Below are 20,501 nucleotides of genomic sequence, written 5' to 3'. Positions count from 1 at the left end.
TGTTTTCTCTTACTAAATGATGACAAATGCACTTAATAAAACCGTTACATGTTGAATCCGTTTCATTCAGCTTCTGAGAGAGCATTTATAAGAACATTTTAGTACATTGCGGGACTCTACTTTTTTTCTTTCGCTTTTCTTCCTCAAGCGTCTATTTATTTAACGCTTTCATACAAAAAAGCCTGTTTTCAGTCGGACAACTTACTTGTCATATGAATGAGAATAAACTACTTTTAACGATGATCATTTATGGGAGAGGATATCATTGAAAATAAAAAAAGCAGTCATCCCAGCAGCAGGCTACGGAACGAGAAGACTCCCAGTAACCAAAGTTATACCTAAGGAAATGTTTCCTATTCAATCTAAGCCTGCCATTCAATATGTTGTAGAGGAAGCGATAAGTTGTGGCATTGAAGAAATTTTAATGATTGTCTCAAGAAATAAGCATACGATTATTGACTATTTCGATCGTTCGTTAGAGCTTGAAGCTTTTTTACAAGCACAACAAAAATCACACCTGTTAAGTAAATTGACATTACCAAATGTTCACATTGAATATGTCCGACAACAAGAGGCAAAGGGATTAGGTCATGCGCTTTCACTCGCTAAGCGATTTGTTCAAGATGAACCATTTGCCGTTTTATTGCCTGATGACTTAATCATTAGTGATCAGCCTGCTTTAAAAGCCCTTACCGATACGTATGTTGAAAAACAAGCATCTGTTATAGGAGTAATGCAAGTACCAAAAGAACGCCTACACCAATACGGAGTTGTAATGAGTCAGCCTTTACAACATAAGCTACATCAAATTAACCATTTAGTAGAAAAGCCTCGTTCACCAATTTCTTCAAATTTAGCAATAGTTGGGCGTTACGTTTTACAACCTACTATTTTTAAGCATTTAGATACTGTACAGCCTGATCCCTCTGGTGAAATTCAATTAACAGATGCTCTTAAAGCCTTTCTTACCAATAATCCCCTACTTGCTAACGAATTAACTGGGAAACGATTTGATATCGGGTTAGAAGAAGATTATATACAATTAATTCAATTATTACACAACTCATGATCCATCATAAAGGATGCTAGTTACTTAGTATCCTTTCTAATCATCATTAAATTCGTATAAACAAAAGAAGTGTATACTTAGTCACCATTCAGCCTTTTTTTATAAATAAGATTGTGAAACAATGAGCAAGATATAGTATACTAAATGTAACAGATAATGATGTTAACTGAAAGGTGATGAAAAATGACTACTTTAATAGCACTATCTCCAATTGCAATCGTATTATTATTATTAATTGTATTGAGAATGCCGGCAATAAAGGCTATGCCAATTAGTTTACTTTTTACAGCTGTCATTGCTTATTATTATTGGAAAGTTCCTTTCGTGCAACTAGTAGCATCATCCATAGAAGGGGTTTTAATCGGCCTATCAATCTTATATATTATTTTTGGAGCTATTTTACTACTTAATACTCTTAAAGAAAGTAAAGCGATTAATGCGATTCGAAATAGCTTTTTTGACATAAGTCAAGATCGCAGAATTCAACTTATACTAATTGCTTGGCTATTCGGAGCTTTCATTGAGGGAGCAGCCGGATTTGGTACTCCTGCAGCAATTGGTGCTCCACTTCTTGTTGCACTTGGGTTCCCTCCATTGGCAGCTGTTTCACTTGCACTAATTGCTGATAGCAGTCCAGTTTCTTTTGGTGCAGTTGGCACGCCTGTTATTGTAGGTATCGGTCAAGGTTTACAAGAGGGATCGCAGTTAGCCGCGATTACTAACAATTATATGACCGAAGCTTCTCTCTCTAGTTATTTGCGAATAATCGCTTCACAGGTCATGCAAATTGACGTTATTATCGGTACGTTAATGCCAGTTGTATTAGTAATGATGTTAACCCGTTTTTTTGGAAAAAATCAATCCTGGCTAGAAGGACTTAAAGTGTGGAAGTTTGCATTATTTGCAGGTATTAGTTTTACATTACCTGCATTACTAGTTGCGACGTTTATTGGTCCTGAATTCCCTTCTATCTTTGGTGGGCTTATCGGATTGTTCATTGTGTTATTAGCAATTAAAAAAAGCTGGTTTCTCCCAGAGGAAAATTGGGATTTTGATAAAAAAGAACATTGGAATAAAGAGTGGCTTGGTTCCATTATATTAAAAACAGAGGAAGGTCATTCCAGGTCACTTCCTTTATGGTTAGCTTGGATTCCTTATTTAGCTCTCGGTTTCTTACTCGTTCTGACAAGACTTGAAGTGTTACCTTTTAAATCTTGGCTTGAAGGAGTTGTTATAGGCTGGACGAACATTTTTGGGACGTCTATTAGTGCGACATTCTCGCCACTCTATTTACCAGGTACTATTTTTCTTATCGTTGTAATTTTGACATTCTTTTTTCATCAAATGAATGGAATGATGATAGCTCGAGCCGTTAAACAATCAAGTGGTATGTTAATTGGGAGTGCTGTTACACTTTTCACTGCTGTTCCTATGGTTAGAATTTTTATAAACTCGGGTGTTAATAATGCGGAGTTAGTTAGTATGCCGATAGAACTTGCTAATCAAGCTGCACATTATTTAGGTAACAGTTGGCCACTTGTAGCTCCTTTTATTGGCGCACTCGGCTCTTTTATTTCAGGAAGTGCCACATTCAGTAATATGATGTTTTCCCTTTTACAGTTTTCAGTTGCTGATCAATTAGCACTGCCTCCTGAGCGAATTCTTGCTCTTCAAGTGTTAGGCTCTAATGCTGGTAATATGATTTGTGTATTAAATGTAGTCGCAGCAGCTTCCGTTGTAGGATTAATCGGAAAAGAAGGAACCATTATTCGACTAACAATTTTACCTATGCTCTTTTATGCGAGCTTAGCTGGAGTGATTGGTTTTCTTTATATTCTTATTTTCTAATCAAAAGAATGGAAGTGTGAGGCTGGGACAAAAGTGGTTTAACTAAAAGAAAAGCCGTACAATGATAGATGGTCGACGTAAACCGCTCCTGACATATACTTCGCTACGTTCATCTTTTGTTCGGGTTTCCAGATAGACACTTTAGTTATGTCCCAGCCTCGTTTATACAATTATTCCTTCATCGGTGTCATTGCCTGGTGAATATGCTTCATCAGACCATGCGCATAGTTTTCCTTTTGATCTGGTGTCCATCGTAACGTATGAGCCATACACTCAATCACACCCTCTTTCCATTGTTCAACTAAGCGCAAATTAAAATAGAGCAGCCCTGTACGTCTTATAAAAAAATCCTCAGGTTTTACGATCATTTCATAATTCATTGCATAATGGAGAGCAAGAAATAATTCATCTGGTAAACCAAAACGGTCTTCATTTTTGAGAGCTTTCTTAAGGTCAAGTGCTGTCGTCACGTTTGAACCGAATAATCGGACTAAATATCTTGCTTGCTGCTTCGTCAACCCTTCATTTAGAGCATCATTATTCGCTTCCTTTATAAAATCCTCAAAACCTTTAGAACCACCCACATGTCCACCAGAAATCGGCAGCTTCTTCGTATTAGATCGTGGATAATCTTGATCCAAATCTTTTATTGCCTGATCCACTACTGTTTCCGCCATCTTTCGATAACCTGTTAGCTTTCCACCTGCGATCGTCATTAAGCCTGATTCAGCATGCCAAACCTCATCCTTACGTGAAATTTCAGAAGGATCTTTTCCTTCTTCATAAATAAGAGGCCTTACCCCTGCCCAGCTTGATTCTATTTCTTCAGCTGTTATATGAACATTAGGAAACATACCATTGATCGCTCGAATGATGTATTCTCGATCTTCATCCGTCATATATGGATTACTCGTATCCTTATTAAAAAATGTATCCGTTGTACCGACATATGCTTTCCCATCACGAGGAATGGCAAACACCATACGACCATCTGTAGTATCAAAATAAACGGCCTGTTTTAATGGAAAATGCGCTTGATCGATAACTAAATGGACTCCTTTTGTTAACCGTAACACTTTGCCTTTTTTTGATTGATCCATCTCTCTGATTGAATCGACCCACGGGCCTGTAGCATTAATCGTTTTTTTTGCTTTCACTTGAAAAGTGTGATCAGCATACAGCAAATCCTTAACCTCTCCCCCAATGACTTTTCCATTATCATACAGTAGCCTCGATACCTGAGCATACGAAATCGCACATGCTCCAAATTCGACAGCTTCCTTTAATACTTCAATCGTTAATCGAGCATCATCTGTCTTGTATTCAACATAATAGCCGCCACCAAGAAGCCCTTCTTGGTTGAGCAACGGTTCCTTTTGTAATGTTTCTTTTGTTGTTAGCATTTTACGCCGTTCATGCTTTTTCACTCCGGCTAGGAAATCATACGCTCTTAGGCCAACCGACGTTGCAAACTTGCCAAAGGTACCTCCCTTATAAATAGGAAGAAGCATCCACTCTGGTGATGTAACATGTGGGCCATTTTCATAGACAATTTCCCTTTCTTTCCCCACTTCTGCAACGAGACCTATTTCAAAATTCTTTAAATAACGTAATCCACCATGCACAAGCTTCGTGGAACGACTTGATGTTCCTGCTGCGAAGTCTTGCATGTCTATTAAAGCAACTGACAGACCACGTGCTGCAGCATCAAGTGCAATACCAGCACCTGTGATTCCTCCTCCAATTATAAACAAATCATATTCTTTATTCCCCATTGTATGAATCATTTCTTGGCGCTTCTTACTAGAAAATTCTACCCGCATTTAAACCACTCCTCTTTTTTTTATAAGAAAGCCTGTGCAGCAGGCTCTCCCTTAATTGCGTCGACCAGAAAGAAGAGCACTTTCCGATCGACGTGTAACCGTACGGAACCGACGCCCTCCTTGACTAAACTTCTATCGTTCAACGAAAAAAGGAGAGACCACTACAAACACAAAGGAATTTCTTCCATTGTGAGTGTGGTCTCTCCTTGTCTCCAACCGAATCTATTAACTTATTAATGAGTATACCATACATAAACAATCATTTAAAGAAAGTAATCTAACAATACAAGCGACGCCATAAGCTCGTATTAGACGTTGTTACAGCCTTTGCTCCAGCATTCAATGCCTCTTCCACTTCATCCACCGTATCAATTAACCCACCTGCGAAAACGTCGCGAGCTGTCTTTTCGTGAATTTCTTTAATCACTTTCGGAATTAAACCAGGAAGAACTTCGACAAAATCGGGCTGTGCCTTCTGTATTAACATAATATTCCGCTTTAGCGCATTAGAGTCAAGGATGAAAATACGTTGGATCGCTTTCACCCCTTTTTGCCTCGCTTTTAATATGACATTAGCCTTCGTGGATATGAGACCATACGGCCCCACTTCTTGACATAAATATTCAGCTGCGTATTCATCATTTTTCAATCCTTGTACTAAGTCCGCATGAAGAAACATTTTTTTCTCTTTCATCTTCGCCATTTCAAACACCGCTTTAATTTGCGACATATGGAGCTCCAAAAACACGCCATAATCATATTGACTTTTTAAAAATGTTTCAAAGTCTTTCATATTACGAACGGCGGGAAGGATTTTTTGATTTTCAAACAAGACATCCACATCCTTTCTTTTATGCGTTGTGCTGAGCAATTATAAAGGCCTGATCTATTATGAAAGTGAAACGTGAAACATAGAAGGCCATCTTTCTTTATTTGACTCGCAATGGCTTCACTCGTATCATGCTTGCAAGACAGACAACGGGGTCACACATTGCGGAAAGGACACCAAAAAAGTTGAAAACTAGAGGCCGCTGAAAAAGTGTGATTTTCACTTTTTCAGCGGCCCTTTAAGTAATGTGCGTAGCCGTTGCCCGATTTTGAAAGCCTTGCTATGAGTGGGTTTCTCATAGAAAGGCGTGCAACGAGCGGAGCCATTACTCTTCTTTGAGTTACTAGAAAGGACTTTTTCAGTGGCCTCGAAAACTAAACTTTTTCAGTGCCCTTGTTATGTGTGCTTCTCTTAATCTCAACACTATTATTAACTTTGAACATTATTGTAATGGCTAACACGATGAATGACAACTTATTAATTTCATTTTACCATCAACTATTACCCCAAGTATTCCATAATAATACTAGCTGTTTCTTCAATCGATCGATCGGATACGTTAATAACAGGGCATTTCAACTGGCGCATAATCGAATCAGCACGTCTAAGCTCTTCTTTAATATGGTCTAAGGCAGCATAGGAGGATTCATTTGGCAGCCCTAAAGACTTTAAGCGCTCTTTGCGGATTTTCAATAAATGTTCAGGATCAATCGTTAAGCCAACAACTAGCTTACTCGTTGTTGCTTCATATATTTCATTGGGTAATTGTACAGTTGGCAAAATCGGTAAGTTTGCTACCTTGTATCCTTTATGAGCCATGAAAATACTAAGGGGTGTTTTAGATGTTCGTGAAACACCAATTAGTACAACATCTGCCAACAAGAGCCCACGAACATCCTTCCCATCATCATACTTGACAGCAAATTCAACTGCTTCTATGCGTCTAAAATATTCATCATCGAGTACTTGTCGCAAGCCTGGCTCTTGTTTTGGTGAATCGTTATATGTATCAATATACGCTTGCATAAGCGGACCCATTACATCAACAGCTCGAACTCCATTAGCAATCGCCTCTTGCTTCATGACTTCACGCAATTCCGGCTGTACGAGCGTATAGGCAATAATACCCTTAGCTGCAACTGCTTGGTTAACTATTTTCACAATCTCCTCGTCAGATTGAATATGACCGAACCGTTTAATTTCAATTACATTACTAGAAAATTGACGAATCGTTGCTCTTGCGACAGCTTCTGCTGTTTCTCCAACAGCATCTGAACAAACATATATAATTGGTTTTTGCTGATTCTCTCCCACTATGAATCCCCCTAGGCTTCAGTCGCTATTTCTAATAATACCTTAGTCAGATTGGTCTTAGTAATTCTCCCAACAACTTGCTTTCTTTCTTTGTCTCCATCTTTAAATTGAACAACTGGTAAACCATCAACCTCGGTATGAATCATTTTTCGTGCTGCTTCAATTAATGATTCCTCTGGTGTAACGATCACAACTTTCGAATGACGAGTCATTACCATATCTACCGGTATCGTTAACGCATTAGCATTTCCTAGTGTGACTTTTAATAAGTCTTTCCGGCTTACAATCCCTTCTAATAACCCATCTTCATCTACGACTAACAGCGAGCCAACATTTTCAATAAATAATGAAACAACAGCATCCTGTACCGTCGTCGTTTTCTGAATGACAACGGGTAGTCCTTGTATATCTTTAACCTTGATCTCCTTTAAGCGATTTTTAATATTTCCATCGCTTTTGGCAGTTGTTCCAAGGAAATAGCCGACCTTAGGTTTAGCATTTAAATAGCCGGTCATGACGAGAACCGCTAAATCTGATCTTAATGTTGCACGACTTACTCCTAACATCTCTGCTATTTGCTCTGCTGTAATAGGCTCATGCTTTTTTAATATTTCGATAATCTCCAGTTGGCGATTGGAAAGCTCTATTTTGACCATCCCCTGACTCTTACGGCATAAAGGACATCCTTTATCTATCTTTTATCGCTTTAAAGTGTATCATATTGATTTATTTATGTACATTAATTAATACTTATCATACTTGAAGCTCACTGATTCATCACTTAGATAGAATTTCCTTCATTCATAGTAGAGCCTACGCTATCTACTCCTCTCGGTCTTGAGTGTCGATACCACTGATAGCATAAAATAAAAATAATTACAGCATCAATAAGATCTCCACCGTAGTACATCAGCATTGCCCCTTTTTCAGCTAGTATACGATCAACCCCTTTTGGTGGAAATACGTAGATAACCTTTGCTAAAATACCATGAGCTGCTAGAGCAACAATTAAAGTTATGGAACGAAACAAATAGCTTGTCCGTTGCGGTGATGGTTCTATTTGTAGCATCGAGGCTGTAAACACATAACCAGCCAAAAAGATATGGACATGGATAATCATATAAATGACTGAATTGTGATGCATCAACATAAATAATTCTGTATTATACAATAACCACAAGCCACCGATATTTATAAGAGAGGCAACGATCGGATTCATCATGAAATGAATCGGTTTAATCTTTAACCATTTTGCAAGTATTCTTGCGTTTGTTACTGGTAAAGTTCGTAATAGTAATGTGATCGGAGCCGCCAATACCATTAACAACGGAGCAAGCATCCCTAATAATAAATGAGCGACCATATGCCCTTTGAAGTCAACATGAGCCCAATGTACTATTGGTCCATAAAGTGAAAAAAGCGCACATATACAACCTGTACTCCAACATAAAGTACGTAGCACACTCCACTTTTTGAAACGACGATTTGAAATAAACACACAGACCAAATATATAAAGCAAGCAACAACAAAAGGCATTGCAAGCAGGCTTTCTGTAATTGGATCGTACTGATGACCTGTCATTAAATTGCTGCCCCTGAACGATTTATTTCATAGTTCGATCCCAAAAATATAATGGTTCCGATAACAATAAGTAATGTAGCTAATAAGTTCCACGTCACATCATAAACAAACACATCTTCCACATAACGTATTTGATGGATACCCATTACTTTATGCTGAATCGTACCATCATATAATTGAAATAAGCCCGCTCCAATCAAAACGCCACTCCACCATCTCCTCATCCAAATTCCACCACGACGTTGTAAATCAGCAAATAAAAATAGCCCGGCAATTGTCGCGAACCAACTAAAGGCATGAAACAGTCCGTCGGAAATAAGTCCAATATTGGTCGTCGCTAAGTCATAAAAATGATGCCAATGGAGTAATTGATGAAAAATCATTTCATCAATAAAAGCAATTAACCCTATTCCAAACAGAAAGCCTGACCAAAAATTTCGTTTGCGATAAACTCGTTTTGAATTGAGACGAGGTGTTCTTTCATTTGTTTGCTTCACAGTCTTCATTTTTAACACCTTTCTAAATTAGTTTACGTTCACCATCTATTACCATTTGTATATTAATCCTTTTTTATCCAGAAACTTAAATAAAAAAGATGCCTAAAGGAACATGCTAGCCTTTAGGCATCCGTCATCATTTATACATGATTGTATTTTTACGCGAATCATCCAATTATCCTAACCGCATAATATCGTTCGAATGTTGCAAATCAAAATATATCCCCTGTAAGAGCTAGCATCTTGCTCTTACAATAGCTTAAATGAACATCTACTTTTCTGCTACAAAACGATTTGTTAAAGCACCAAGCTTTTCAACCTCCACAGTTACTTCATCACTAGGTTTAATGTATACTTGTTCGTTTTCTGGCAAACCAAGCGCGACGCCTTCAGGTGTTCCTGTTAAAATGATATCACCTGGTGTTAATGTCATATGTTTAGAAATGTAACTGACGATTTCATCCACATAGAAAATCATATCTGATGTATGTGAATCTTGACGGATTTCTCCATTCACAAAGGTTTTTAACGCTAATTGGTTAGGATCGCCAACTTCATCTGCTGTTACTAAATAAGGACCTAATGGGGAAAAATCATCACACGTCTTTCCAAGCAACCATTGAGGAGTTAAAAATTGAAGATCCCGTGCTGATAAATCATTTGCTGTACAATATCCTGCAACATAATTCAGTGCTTCATCCTTTCTTACATTTTTAGCGTTTTTCCCAATGACAACGGCTAGCTCAACTTCATAATCTAGCTTATTTGTCACTTTCGGAACTGCGATGTCGCATTGATGACCTGTTAACGTATTGTTAAATTTATTAAAAAGAATAGGGACTTCCGGATATGGTGCATTTGTTTCATCGGCATGTTTTCGATAATTTAAACCAACACAAATAATTTTATTTGGTTTAGGCACACACGCTCCCCATTCAACTTCTTCTTCAGGGACAATGTAGGGAGGCTGTTCAGATAAAGGTAAGGAATTAATATACACCTGTAAGTCAGCTAAAGCTTTTTCTCCTCCACGTAAAATTTCCATTACCGACGTACCTACTTCTCCTTTTACATGTCGTAATGCTTCATTAATATTTACAATCCCTTGCTCCACTTTCACACCTAAATTAAGTTGTCCATTTTTCTTCATAGACAAGAGTTTCATTTAAATCCCTCCATTATATCGATTAAATACTTATTTATCATTCCTATACTTTTATGTTCTAGCTTCAATTCACGCTAGGTAATAGAACAAGCCTACACTCACTTAAGAAATGAATGTAAGCAATTTATTTTTTTCCTGTTATCCAACTCCTACAATCTCATACCTTCCATTCACACTTGTCGCAAATTGGTAGACGTTAGGTTCAACCTCAATATATCTCACCTGCTTCTGTTGATTTGTGATGTGTACTTTTCTATTGGTTCGCACTATACAGCGTTGCCCTTTTGATGAGAGTATTTCTGCCTTTACAAGTGTATTTATTTCCCACAGAATGTCCACTTCAAACCCACCTTTTGCTCGTAAACCTTTTACATAACCAGCTTCCCATTTTTCAGGGAGGGAAGGTAGTAGATGAATTTCGTTCAGATGACTTTGAACGATCATCTCAGCGATTCCGGCTGTCCCACCAAAGTTCCCATCAATTTGAAAAGGAGGATGATTATCAAAAAGGTTTGGCAGTGTTGATTGTGTTAGTAGTTGTACAATATTTTCATAGGCCTTCTCACCCTCTTCTAATCGTGACCACATGTTAATAATCCACGCACGACTCCATCCCGTATGTCCGCCGCCATACTTTAATCTCCGTTGCAATGTGGCTTTCGCTGCATGAGCCAATTCTGGAGTTTTTCTAGGAGCAATTTGATTACTTGGATGAAGAGCAAAAAGGTGAGAAATATGACGATGTCCGGGTTCTAGTTCATCATAATCTTCCAGCCATTCTTGAACTTGACCGTGTTTACCTATTTGTGGTCGAGGTAGCTTACTTCTTAAGTCTATTAATTGCTGACGATAGTCTTCATCTTTGTTTAAAATAGCACTTGCCTCAACAACAGCGCTGAATAATGAAAAGATGATCTGACTATCCATCGATGGCGCTTCGCATAAGACACCTTTCTCACCATTTGGTAATAAGTACGTATTTTCGGGAGAAACCGATGGCGACGTGATCAAATAGCCATCTTCCGTTTCGACTAAAAAATCGACAAAGAATAATGCTGCTTCTTTTAATATATCGTAATATGTGGCAAGAAAGTCTTCATTTAAGTTATACTCATAATGCTCCCAAATATGTAGGCTCAGCCAAGCTGCACCTAATGGCCAAATACTAGCTGGCATATATCGATCTTGCGGAGCAGTATCTCCCCAAATATCAGTATTATGATGAGCAACAAAGCCTCGACACCCATACATTTTAGCTGCTGTTACACTTCCATTAATCCGTACTTTTTCAATATGATCAAATAGTGGCTGATGACATTCTTGTAAATGACAAACCTCTGCAGGCCAATAATTCATTTCGGTATTAATATTAATCGTATATTTGCTATCCCATGGGGGATTCATTTGGTCATTCCAAATACCTTGTAACGTTGCTGGCAACGATCCCACTCTACTAGAAGCGATTAATAAATATCGTCCGAAATGAAAATACGTTGTGATCAAGCCAAAGTCGTCATCATCGTTCTTCATACGTTCGAGACGTTCATCCGTTGCCAACGTGTCTAAGTCTTCATTTTCGTGTAATTTAAACTGAACACGTTTGTACAAAGATTGATAATCACCTATATGTCTTTCTCTTAATGTCTCGTAACTTGTTTTCGTTGCAACGTCTAGCAATTGCTTACATTGCTCTGTAGGATCTGTAAAACGATACGTTGTTGCAGCAGCTAAACAAATGGTCACCGCATGTGCATTTTCGACCATCAAGCGATTACCTATCGTTTCAATTGATCCACTATCCGCTCTCACATCGATCATCATCACAAATCCAATTCCATCAACACCGCCAGTCTTTCCATTTAGCATTAATCGATTATTAGTAATCGCTTTCATTTCATCGAAATTCTTTGCGTTCCCTCGATCCAAATATGTCCTAAAAGATAGACCTTCTTTCTTTGAAGTTGTTAATCGAATAACCATCACTTGATCGGGATAACTAGTGAATATTTCTCGATGATAAGATTCTCTCTTTAGTTGATATTGTACATTTGCAATCCCTTGTTGCAGATCCAAAGACCTTTCATATCCCTCGAAATCATCGTGATCTTTAAACTGGAAATAGAGATCTCCTAATGGTTCATAATGTCGTTGTGATTCAGGCGTTCCCATAAATGCCAATTCTGTTAGCTCTTCAGCTTCCTTCAACCTGCCTTCTCTTAATCGTCTTCTTACTTGATCTAGGTTCCTTCTAGCATCACGATTATTTCGATCTATGGGACCACCATACCAAATAGAGTCTTCATTTAATTGGATGTGCTCCTGTTGAACCGTACCAAAAACCATCCCCCCTAAACGTCCATTGCCAACTGGTAAAGCTTCGTTCCAATCATTGGCAGCTTGCTTATACCATAACGATTGATTCATCTTAATCTCCTCCAAAAATCGATTTGATTAGCTTTTATTTGAAGCATCATTCTTTCCAACCTTCTCCTAAAGGCAAACAATGATAGAACACACGTTTATCTGTCAATATTTTTTAGCAAACAATAAAAGAGCCTTACATCCGAATGTCACTGTTCTTTAGCCTCTTTAACCTCCCTCTTCTTATAAACAACACGACTTTTCTGAGTTAGTACAACAACAATGGTGCAGAAAATAGCAATGATTCCGCAAAGATAGAATATACTTAGTAAATTCGTTAATTCAGCTACCTCTCCAGCTATAAGTGGCCCAACCATAATACCTAGCGCATAAAAGGATTGATAAAAGCCCATTGCTGAATTCTTCAATTTTTCATCACTTACTTGTATGACTATCGTTAGAAGCAACGGGAAAATAAAGCCAAGCGATAGCCCCAAGCCAGCATGTAAAAGCACGACAAATATCCACGCTTGAACAAATGGAACAAGTAAAACAAAAAAAGCTGTTAGAATAAAGCTGATGATTAAGATTTTCATTTGACTTTGCTGTTTAATGGTACGAAACATGAGCCAAATAGCTGCCAGAGCATGCGGTATGAAGAAAGCACACACTAACACCGTCACAGCATATGACGATTCTGTGAGCTGTGAAACATACATAGGTGAAAAACCAAATATCGTAATAAACAATATAGAATGTGCTCCTAATGAAAGCAATGTAATGAAAAGTAACCCTCTTATTCGAAACGTTTGTTTAAAATAATAACTTAGCGGTAAAGCATTCTCTCTTTTTACTGAGAAATCTTTCACTTGTAATACAAGGATCGTTCCAATAACAGCAGCTACTGTCGCCACCCAAAACGGTGCCTTCCAACCAAAATAATAAACGAGGTAGCCGCTTATCATCATACTGATAAATTGAGCAAACACGGTTAAAAATTGAATACGACTCATCGCTTTAGCTGCAAATTGCTCTTTCACATAATGAGAATATAAAACGGTTGCCATTACCCACATTGCCGCCGTCACTCCAGCTAACAAGCGCGCAATGAAAATCGAAATAAATGATTCAGAGAATATAAGAATTAGACCACTTGCAATCCCAGCTAAAAAACCAAATGTCAATAGATGCTTACGAATACCAAAGAGCTTGTCAGAAAGCACGCCGAGTGGAAAGCGTAATAAGATTTGTGTTAAACCATAGCTTCCTAAAATGACTCCAATCATTGAGTAAGTAAAATGAATCGATTCTAAATAAAGAGAAAATACCGGAATATAAACATATGTACAAAACCAAAAACAAAATATCACACAAGAAAAAATAACATGATCTTTTTTCGTTGCTAGCGTTTGTGATCGACCTTCTTCGTGCAGCTTTAATAGTGAACTTGATTGCATCAATAGAACTTCTCCTTTTATGAAAACGCATCCTTCACATTGTATCATGTTATTCATTATTGAGAAATGAATAAGGCCATAGGAAAAGAAGTACCTTCTCCTATGGCCTATAAAACTTAAATTTTAAACTGCTCAATACTTTTAGTCATTTCTGTTGCTAGCTCTGCTAACTCTTCACTCGCTCGGGCAATTTCTTTAATCGATGAAGTTTGTTCATCTACGGAGGCCGTAGCTTCCTCTGTCGTTGCTGCATTTTCCTCTGAAATCGCCGATAGGTTATTAATTAACCCTATTATTTCTTCTTTTTTCATCTGCATTTGATCACTAGAGTTCGTAATTTGATTAGCAGAGTTTTGCATATTCTCGATAACATTTGCCATTTCACCAAATTGTTGACGCGTTTCTTCTATGCTTCTAGTTTGAATAACGGCATGCTCTTCTACTAATCCAACTGTCGAAACAGCGTGGTCTGTCTTACTAATTAACTCTTGAATAATCTGAACAATCTCTTCTGTAAACGTATTGGATTGTTCGGCAAGCTTACGAACTTCATCTGCTACAACAGCAAAACCTTTTCCTGCTTCCCCTGCACGAGCTGCCTCAATCGCAGCATTTAATGCAAGTAGATTGGTCTGTTCTGAAATACTCCGTATCATATGACTCGCTGCTTCAATTTTCTCTGCGCTCTCATCCGTATTGACGATAATTTTTTTTATATCTTGGATCGATTTAGAGTTAGCCTCTGTTTTGTCCATTAATTCATGTAAATTCTTTTCACCATGCTCCTTTAACGACGTAACCTCTTTGATCGCCTTTGTTAATACAATCAGTTGCTTCAAATTGTTATTCATATGATCGCTTAATTCTTGCACTTGACTCGATCCTTTTTCCGTATCCTCCGCCTGTTCTACTGCACCAGAAGCGATACCGTCAATTGCTTGTGATACTTCAGTAGAGGCTCTTTCTGTAAGTAGACTTCTTTCAGTTAGAACTTCAGAAGAAGTTAAGACTCTTCCAGAAAGCGTTCTAGAAGCCTTAATTAAATCAACAAAATTTAATTGCATTTTGCTTAGCGCAGCAATCATTTTACCAATTTCGTCTTTTCTTTTCTCGAACTTTTGAAGTGCATCTTTAGATTGCAAATCAAAATTGGCAAGCTTATTTAGTTCAGTCGTTACAGCTTTAATAGGTTTACTCATTGAATGACTAACCCAATATGTACTTGCTACTCCAATAATGATAAAGATAACGATAAAAATAATTAATGAAATAACCAATTCGTTTAAAGATTGGAAGATTTCATGATCATCTACCTCAACAACAATGACCCAATCTGTTCCTGTGACAGGAGCATATCCAACTAATGTACGAATACCGTCAAAGGAATGTTCACCAAAGCCTACTTCACCTTGACTAATTCTTTGCTCGAACAATTGACCTAAAGGTTCAACTGAAAAATCAGCTTCTTCTTCATCAATAAAGCCTTGCTCGACCATCTCTCGCATATTAGCCATTTCAATTAAATTTAGTTGCCACTCGACTAGCATATACTCTGGATGTGCTTGAAATGTTCCAGCCTTGTTAGCAATAAACCCTCGCGTCGATTCATAGTTCCCATATTTAATTTCATAAATGATATCAGTTAAGTGACTAGCATCCTTTGTACCTATAAGTACACCAGAAATTTGATTATTTTCATAGACAGGAACTGCATATGATACAAGAGGAGCTTGGTTTTCTACACTTAAAAAAACGTCAGACGTAGCCGGTTCACCTGTTATCGCTCTTTCAAAAAAAGCTTCCCCACTTACATCTGTCCATTCACTATGATTCGTTAAAGATTCAACTTGACCTGATGAGCCCGCAAATGAAAAGTCAATGTACTCATATTTATTCGCTATTTCATTAAAATACCCTATCCGATCTTCTTCATTTGTAATGATTGAATTCTCTGCTAAAGCTTCTAAAAAGTTCGTGTGCTGCCTTAAGGTTGCATTAACTAACGAGGCACTTTCCACTGCAACACTTGAAAGATTTAACTCCGCTTCACCTTCAATCGTATTTGAGCTATTCCAAATCGAAAGTCCTCCAACTCCAGCTGCGATAAATACTATGAGTGAGGTAAATAAAATCATTAATTTTACTTTAATTGACAAAAAAATCCCTCCACATGTTCAGTTCAAGCTTCATTATAGGTAGATTTTCTTAACAATGTATAGTATTAATTTAATATTTTTGGTATATTTATTTAGTTTCATCTTATTTTTCATAAAACATATGACTATTTACTCATTTTATTTATCCTCTAATATTCATTAACATTTACAATTCAATAATCCTCAAACAACAAAATAGTCCATCTAAAGACGATTCACCAACATACGCTCGGGAAGATATGGCTTGCTAAAGGGGCAAAAATTATAACTTGAATTAATTAACTAACAATAGAAATAAAACATACATGTAGAAGGTTTTAAACTTCTTCACTTCCTTAACAAACGATTAACACTATTCCCCAAATGGACGCTAGAATGTTTATTATGTTCAGAATACGAAAATAAGAGGAGGTTATCTCCAAAGGCCACATATGGAGGCCGCTGAAAAAGGGATCGTTTACTTCGGACTTGAAGGAGAGCTTTTCCCTCGCTCCCGGGATGGGGGGCACGCTTTGTTGAGAGGTAAGATAGACATTCCCTACTCTTCAACGATAAAAAAATAAGAGAAATAGCCTAAAAAGGCCTTTGAGAAATGAGACTCAAAGGACTTTTATCTACAGTTTGAAGTTTCATTTTATCAAACACTACCCTGTCATTTTATTTTATCATTTAGGTCGTACATAGATGCAGGGGAATCGAATGATATCAGGTGAATTCAAATTTAATAAAGATGCCGGGATGTATGTTTGTAAAGCTTGACATACGGCTGCTCACAAAAAATATGATGAACGAAAAGGGAAAGATACGAATCCACGAGTCCGATACTTATTTGATGTTGAAAAGTGCAAAATTCATTTCCCCCCTCTTATTCGACATCCATATAAACTTTGCTTTCCATTGCCCCTGATTGTCCGGCATACTTGCCCTTATATGGGAAAGTCTTTTCGTCTAATTCTGCTATAACAAGTTGACAAATCCTCCGACCGACCTGCACCTCAATTGGCACTTGATTCGAATTGTACAATTCCAACGTAATTTGACCAGAAAATCCCGGATCAACCCAACCAGCATTTTGAATGAATAACCCTAATCTTCCAATAGAACTTCTTCCTTCAACAAATGCTGTCAAATGATTGGGTAGTTTAATGGTTTCTAGTGTTGTCGCAAGCATAAACGAGTGTGGTGGTATAACAATACGATTACGAATAACCTCTATATTTTTATATATTGAAGGCTGATCCATTTTTAATAATTCAACTTTATCTTGATCAACGATTTTAAACTCATTTCCTAGCCTTAAATCAACCGATGCAGGTTGAATTTGTCTTGTACGTTCAAAGGGAGATATAGATATTTCTCTCTTCTCCCACCTTTCTTGAATACTTTTACCTGATAATATCAAATTCTCTCACTCCTTATGAGTGTGCCCGTTGAATATCCCAATTAAATGGGTTATCAAAGGTACTCCAGTCCGTCTCCAGTTCAGAATCGGTTAATAAACATTGATCCACTTCTCTCTTAATTTCATCCGGATCTAATTCAGTTCCGATAAAGACTAGCTTCGTATGTCGATCTCCATACACTTGATCCCACTCTTCCATAATGTGCGGATTGTCTAGTAAAATTCTCTCCCTCTCAGCTTTCGGCAAGCTAGCGACCCAATAAGAAACAGGTTCAATAGAAACAGCAGGACCTGCTTGAGAAACGAGTAAAGCAAGGTCATTTTCTGTCGCACACCATGCAATGCCTTTTGCACGCACAATATTATGAGGAAGTTGACTCATATAGTTTTGAAACCGTTCAGAATGAAAGGGCAACCGACTTCGATAAACAAATGAAGATATACCGTACTCCTCTGTTTCTGGTGTATGGTGTTTGTGACCTTGCGTCAACTCGCGAATCCAACCAGCCGATTGACTTGCCTCCTGAAAATTAAATGAATGTGTATGTAAGATCTCTTTTGGATCCACCTTCGAATGCTCTGTTCTTATCATTTTCGCTTTTGGCTGTAATGTTCTCAATACAGATTCAAGCTTATTTAAATCTTCTTCATCAACTAAATCACATTTATTTAAAATAAGCACATTACAAAATTCAATTTGTTCTATTAACAAGTCAGCAATCTCTCGTGTATCGTCTTCTCCAACTGCTTCCTTTCGATCAAGTAATCTTTCCCCTGAACGAAAATCATGCCAAAATCGATTCGCATCCACTACGGTCACCATAGTATCTAGGCGACAATAGGTTGACAAATCAATATTTAATTCTTCATCTATGTAAGAAAAAGTTTGAGCAACAGGTGTTGGCTCACTAATACCAGTCGACTCAATCACAATATAATCAATATCTCCTGCTTTCGCAAAACGCTCTACCTCCATTAATAAATCCTCGCGTAACGTGCAGCAAATACACCCATTCGACATTTCTACTAGCTTCTCATCTGTTCGCGATAGCCCACCACCTTGACGTACTAGATCAGCATCAATGTTCACTTCACTCATGTCATTGACAATAACGGCGATTTTTAATCCATCACGATTATTCAACAAATGATTTAACAAAGTTGTCTTGCCAGATCCTAGATATCCACTTAGTACAGTTACTGGAATTTGCTTTTCCATATTTTCCTCCTTGTAAATCGTAATGATTACTATTTACATAACTCTACCTTAATTATATAGCTTTTGTCAAAACTTTTTTCTTATCTATTTACAATTAAAACAATTAAGTCTACAATTTAAATCGTAATAATTACTATTTATCCACTAGGAGGAACTTACTATGAAAAAAATTCCGATAACAGTTTTAAGCGGTTATTTAGGCGCAGGAAAAACAACATTACTTACTCATATACTAAAAAATCGTCAAGGATTAAAAGTAGCTGTCATAGTAAACGATATGAGCGAAATCAATATCGACGCTACCTTAGTAAAAAACCAACGCTTTTCACGAACAGATGAAAAGTTAGTCGAATTACAAAATGGCTGTATTTGCTGTACATTACGTGAAGATTTAATGAAAGAAGTAGAACGAATCATCGATGAGGGAGGAATTGATTATATTGTCATTGAATCATCGGGAATTAGCGAGCCTATCCCTGTCGCACAAACCTTTACTTATATAGATGAAGAGTTTAATATCGATTTAACGAATAAATGTCAATTAGATACAATGGTAACAGTCGTAAATGCTGCTCAATTTTGGGAGGATTACGCTTCAGGAGAAACACTTTTAGACCGTAAACAAGCAACCGATGAAAATGACACACGTGATATCTCTGATTTGCTCATTGATCAAATTGAATTTGCTAACGTTATACTTGTTAATCATATTGAAACGTTAAACGACATTGACAAAGGAGAGCTCATTGATTTCATAAAAAAATTAAACGCTGATGCGACGATAATTCCAACCTCCTATTCAGAAGTTGATTTACAAGAAGTACTACACACTGGTAAATTCGACTTCGAAAAGTCAAGCCAAGCGGCAGGATGGATCAAAGAGCTAAATGAAGAGCACATCCCAGAAACTGAGGAATATGGAATTTCCTCCTTTGTTTATCGAAAACGGCGCCCTTTCCACCCAGAACGGTTTATGTCGTGGTTAGAGAAATGGCCTGAGGATGTCGTTCGAGCAAAAGGGTTTATTTGGGTAGCGACCAGAAACTCTATGGCTGGTCTTATTTCTCAAACTGGATCCACCGTAACATTACAAGGTGCGGGAGAATGGGTTGCGGCCTATAGCGATGAAGAACGAGAGAAAGCCCTAGCTGAAGAAGTAGAGCTCCAACAAAAATGGGACCCTACCTTCGGAGATCGGTTAACAGAGCTTGTCCTTATTGGTGTCGATATGGATCATGAAGCAGTGAAACACTCCCTTGATTTGTGTACATTAACTGACGAAGAAATGAACCAGGACTGGTCATCATTCTATGACCCATTACCAGAGTTTGTAGAAGCTTAATATCAATGAAGAGTCCGAGCAGATAGTTGTATAACTATTCTTTCTAGAAATATCGATTCTTGATCAATGAGCTTATCATCGACTATTCGGCAACGGAATTGAGTAAAATAGTAGCGAATGAATGCCTTTACTTCCGATTCTACACGGGATTGATCAATGTACGATAACTTGGTTCATATCCTTGTAAAAACAAGCTATTTTTTATAAAGATGATGAGTCTGAACGGTGGATATTTCACATAGTGAAATGGAGAGGAATTCACTCGGCTCCTACTGGAAATAGAGGTAAGGGCGACATATTCCGTAAAAAGATACTGAAGAACCCCAAAATCATGAAGAGGCTGGGACAAAAGTATTTTCATAAGAGAGATACCGAACAAATCTAGAGTGGAGCACCTTCACCGCTCCTGAAATATACTTCGCTACATTATCTAAATG

Annotated in this window: 15 protein-coding genes; 3 read left to right on the top strand and 12 right to left on the bottom strand. The window is 37.6% G+C overall.

Annotation, left to right across the window (positions count from 1 at the left end):
• Positions 1-265: 265 nt before the first annotated feature.
• Positions 266-1,069 carry a UTP--glucose-1-phosphate uridylyltransferase gene (locus tag MW695_RS16310; RefSeq protein WP_247106440.1) on the top strand — a complete coding sequence of 268 codons (804 nt, stop codon included), beginning with the start codon at positions 266-268 and terminating at the stop codon, positions 1,067-1,069.
• Between the two features lie 183 nt (positions 1,070-1,252).
• Positions 1,253-2,917, top strand: coding sequence for an L-lactate permease (locus tag MW695_RS16305; RefSeq protein WP_247106439.1), 1,665 nt, complete (start codon positions 1,253-1,255; stop codon positions 2,915-2,917).
• Between the two features lie 170 nt (positions 2,918-3,087).
• On the opposite strand, the gene MW695_RS16300 is transcribed toward MW695_RS16305, so the two are convergent.
• The 12 genes from MW695_RS16300 to MW695_RS16240 form a co-directional block, all read right to left on the bottom strand.
• Positions 3,088-4,740 (bottom strand): glycerol-3-phosphate dehydrogenase/oxidase, encoded by a 1,653-nt coding sequence (locus tag MW695_RS16300; RefSeq protein ID WP_247106437.1) that lies wholly within the window; start codon positions 4,738-4,740, stop codon positions 3,088-3,090.
• A gap of 277 nt (positions 4,741-5,017) precedes the next feature.
• A complete protein-coding gene (locus MW695_RS16295) occupies positions 5,018-5,572 on the bottom strand; it encodes a glycerol-3-phosphate responsive antiterminator (RefSeq protein ID WP_260505920.1) in 555 nt (184 codons plus the stop codon).
• Between the two features lie 498 nt (positions 5,573-6,070).
• Complete coding sequence (locus MW695_RS16290) at positions 6,071-6,883, bottom strand: pyruvate, water dikinase regulatory protein (RefSeq protein WP_247106436.1); 813 nt, start codon at positions 6,881-6,883, stop codon at positions 6,071-6,073.
• 11 nt (positions 6,884-6,894) lie between these two features.
• Positions 6,895-7,539, bottom strand: a complete 645-nt coding sequence (locus MW695_RS16285) for a helix-turn-helix transcriptional regulator (RefSeq protein WP_247106435.1) — start codon at positions 7,537-7,539, stop codon at positions 6,895-6,897.
• Between the two features lie 125 nt (positions 7,540-7,664).
• Positions 7,665-8,465: a cytochrome c oxidase assembly protein gene (locus MW695_RS16280; protein WP_247106433.1), complete on the bottom strand. Its 801-nt coding sequence runs from the start codon at positions 8,463-8,465 to the stop codon at positions 7,665-7,667.
• Complete coding sequence (locus MW695_RS16275) at positions 8,465-8,971, bottom strand: DUF2243 domain-containing protein (RefSeq protein WP_247106430.1); 507 nt, start codon at positions 8,969-8,971, stop codon at positions 8,465-8,467. The genes MW695_RS16280 and MW695_RS16275 overlap by 1 nt, the downstream gene beginning before the upstream one ends.
• 262 nt (positions 8,972-9,233) lie before the next feature.
• Positions 9,234-10,127: a fumarylacetoacetate hydrolase family protein gene (locus tag MW695_RS16270; protein WP_247106429.1), complete on the bottom strand. Its 894-nt coding sequence runs from the start codon at positions 10,125-10,127 to the stop codon at positions 9,234-9,236.
• Between the two features lie 138 nt (positions 10,128-10,265).
• Positions 10,266-12,551: a glycoside hydrolase family 95 protein gene (locus MW695_RS16265; RefSeq protein WP_247106427.1), complete on the bottom strand. Its 2,286-nt coding sequence runs from the start codon at positions 12,549-12,551 to the stop codon at positions 10,266-10,268.
• Positions 12,552-12,697: 146 nt separating this feature from the next.
• A complete protein-coding gene (locus tag MW695_RS16260; protein ID WP_247106425.1) occupies positions 12,698-13,945 on the bottom strand; it encodes an MFS transporter in 1,248 nt (415 codons plus the stop codon).
• A 116-nt stretch (positions 13,946-14,061) separates the two neighbouring features.
• Positions 14,062-16,101 (bottom strand): methyl-accepting chemotaxis protein, encoded by a 2,040-nt coding sequence (locus MW695_RS16255; RefSeq protein WP_247106423.1) that lies wholly within the window; start codon positions 16,099-16,101, stop codon positions 14,062-14,064.
• 865 nt (positions 16,102-16,966) lie between these two features.
• Positions 16,967-17,503 carry a dCTP deaminase gene (gene dcd / locus MW695_RS16245; protein WP_247106422.1) on the bottom strand — a complete coding sequence of 179 codons (537 nt, stop codon included), beginning with the start codon at positions 17,501-17,503 and terminating at the stop codon, positions 16,967-16,969.
• A 13-nt stretch (positions 17,504-17,516) separates the two neighbouring features.
• On the bottom strand, positions 17,517-18,722 hold the full coding sequence (locus MW695_RS16240; protein ID WP_247106421.1) for a GTP-binding protein: 1,206 nt from the start codon (positions 18,720-18,722) through the stop codon (positions 17,517-17,519).
• Between the two features lie 160 nt (positions 18,723-18,882).
• Here MW695_RS16240 and MW695_RS16235 point away from each other — a divergent pair, with 160 nt between their 5' ends.
• On the top strand, positions 18,883-20,064 hold the full coding sequence (locus tag MW695_RS16235) for a GTP-binding protein (protein WP_247106419.1): 1,182 nt from the start codon (positions 18,883-18,885) through the stop codon (positions 20,062-20,064).
• The last annotated feature ends 437 nt before the right edge of the window (positions 20,065-20,501 follow it).

This window comes from Halalkalibacter sp. APA_J-10(15) (assembly GCF_023017105.1).
Classification (GTDB): Bacteria; Bacillota; Bacilli; order Bacillales; family Bacillaceae_D; genus Halalkalibacter.
This window is presented reverse-complemented; position numbering and strand designations above follow the sequence as displayed.

Excerpts from the sequence above, each read along its gene's own strand:
- MW695_RS16300 (WP_247106437.1), bottom strand. The coding sequence starts at position 4,740 with ATGCGGGTAGAATTTTCTAGTAAGAAGCGCCAAGAAATGATTCATACA.
- MW695_RS16270 (WP_247106429.1), bottom strand. The coding sequence starts at position 10,127 with ATGAAACTCTTGTCTATGAAGAAAAATGGACAACTTAATTTAGGTGTG.
- MW695_RS16280 (WP_247106433.1), bottom strand. The coding sequence starts at position 8,465 with ATGACAGGTCATCAGTACGATCCAATTACAGAAAGCCTGCTTGCAATG.
- MW695_RS16265 (WP_247106427.1), bottom strand. The coding sequence starts at position 12,551 with ATGAATCAATCGTTATGGTATAAGCAAGCTGCCAATGATTGGAACGAA.
- MW695_RS16260 (WP_247106425.1), bottom strand. The coding sequence starts at position 13,945 with ATGCAATCAAGTTCACTATTAAAGCTGCACGAAGAAGGTCGATCACAA.
- MW695_RS16275 (WP_247106430.1), bottom strand. The coding sequence starts at position 8,971 with ATGAAGACTGTGAAGCAAACAAATGAAAGAACACCTCGTCTCAATTCA.
- MW695_RS16240 (WP_247106421.1), bottom strand. The coding sequence starts at position 18,722 with ATGGAAAAGCAAATTCCAGTAACTGTACTAAGTGGATATCTAGGATCT.
- MW695_RS16285 (WP_247106435.1), bottom strand. The coding sequence starts at position 7,539 with ATGGTCAAAATAGAGCTTTCCAATCGCCAACTGGAGATTATCGAAATA.
- MW695_RS16305 (WP_247106439.1), top strand. The coding sequence starts at position 1,253 with ATGACTACTTTAATAGCACTATCTCCAATTGCAATCGTATTATTATTA.
- MW695_RS16235 (WP_247106419.1), top strand. The coding sequence starts at position 18,883 with ATGAAAAAAATTCCGATAACAGTTTTAAGCGGTTATTTAGGCGCAGGA.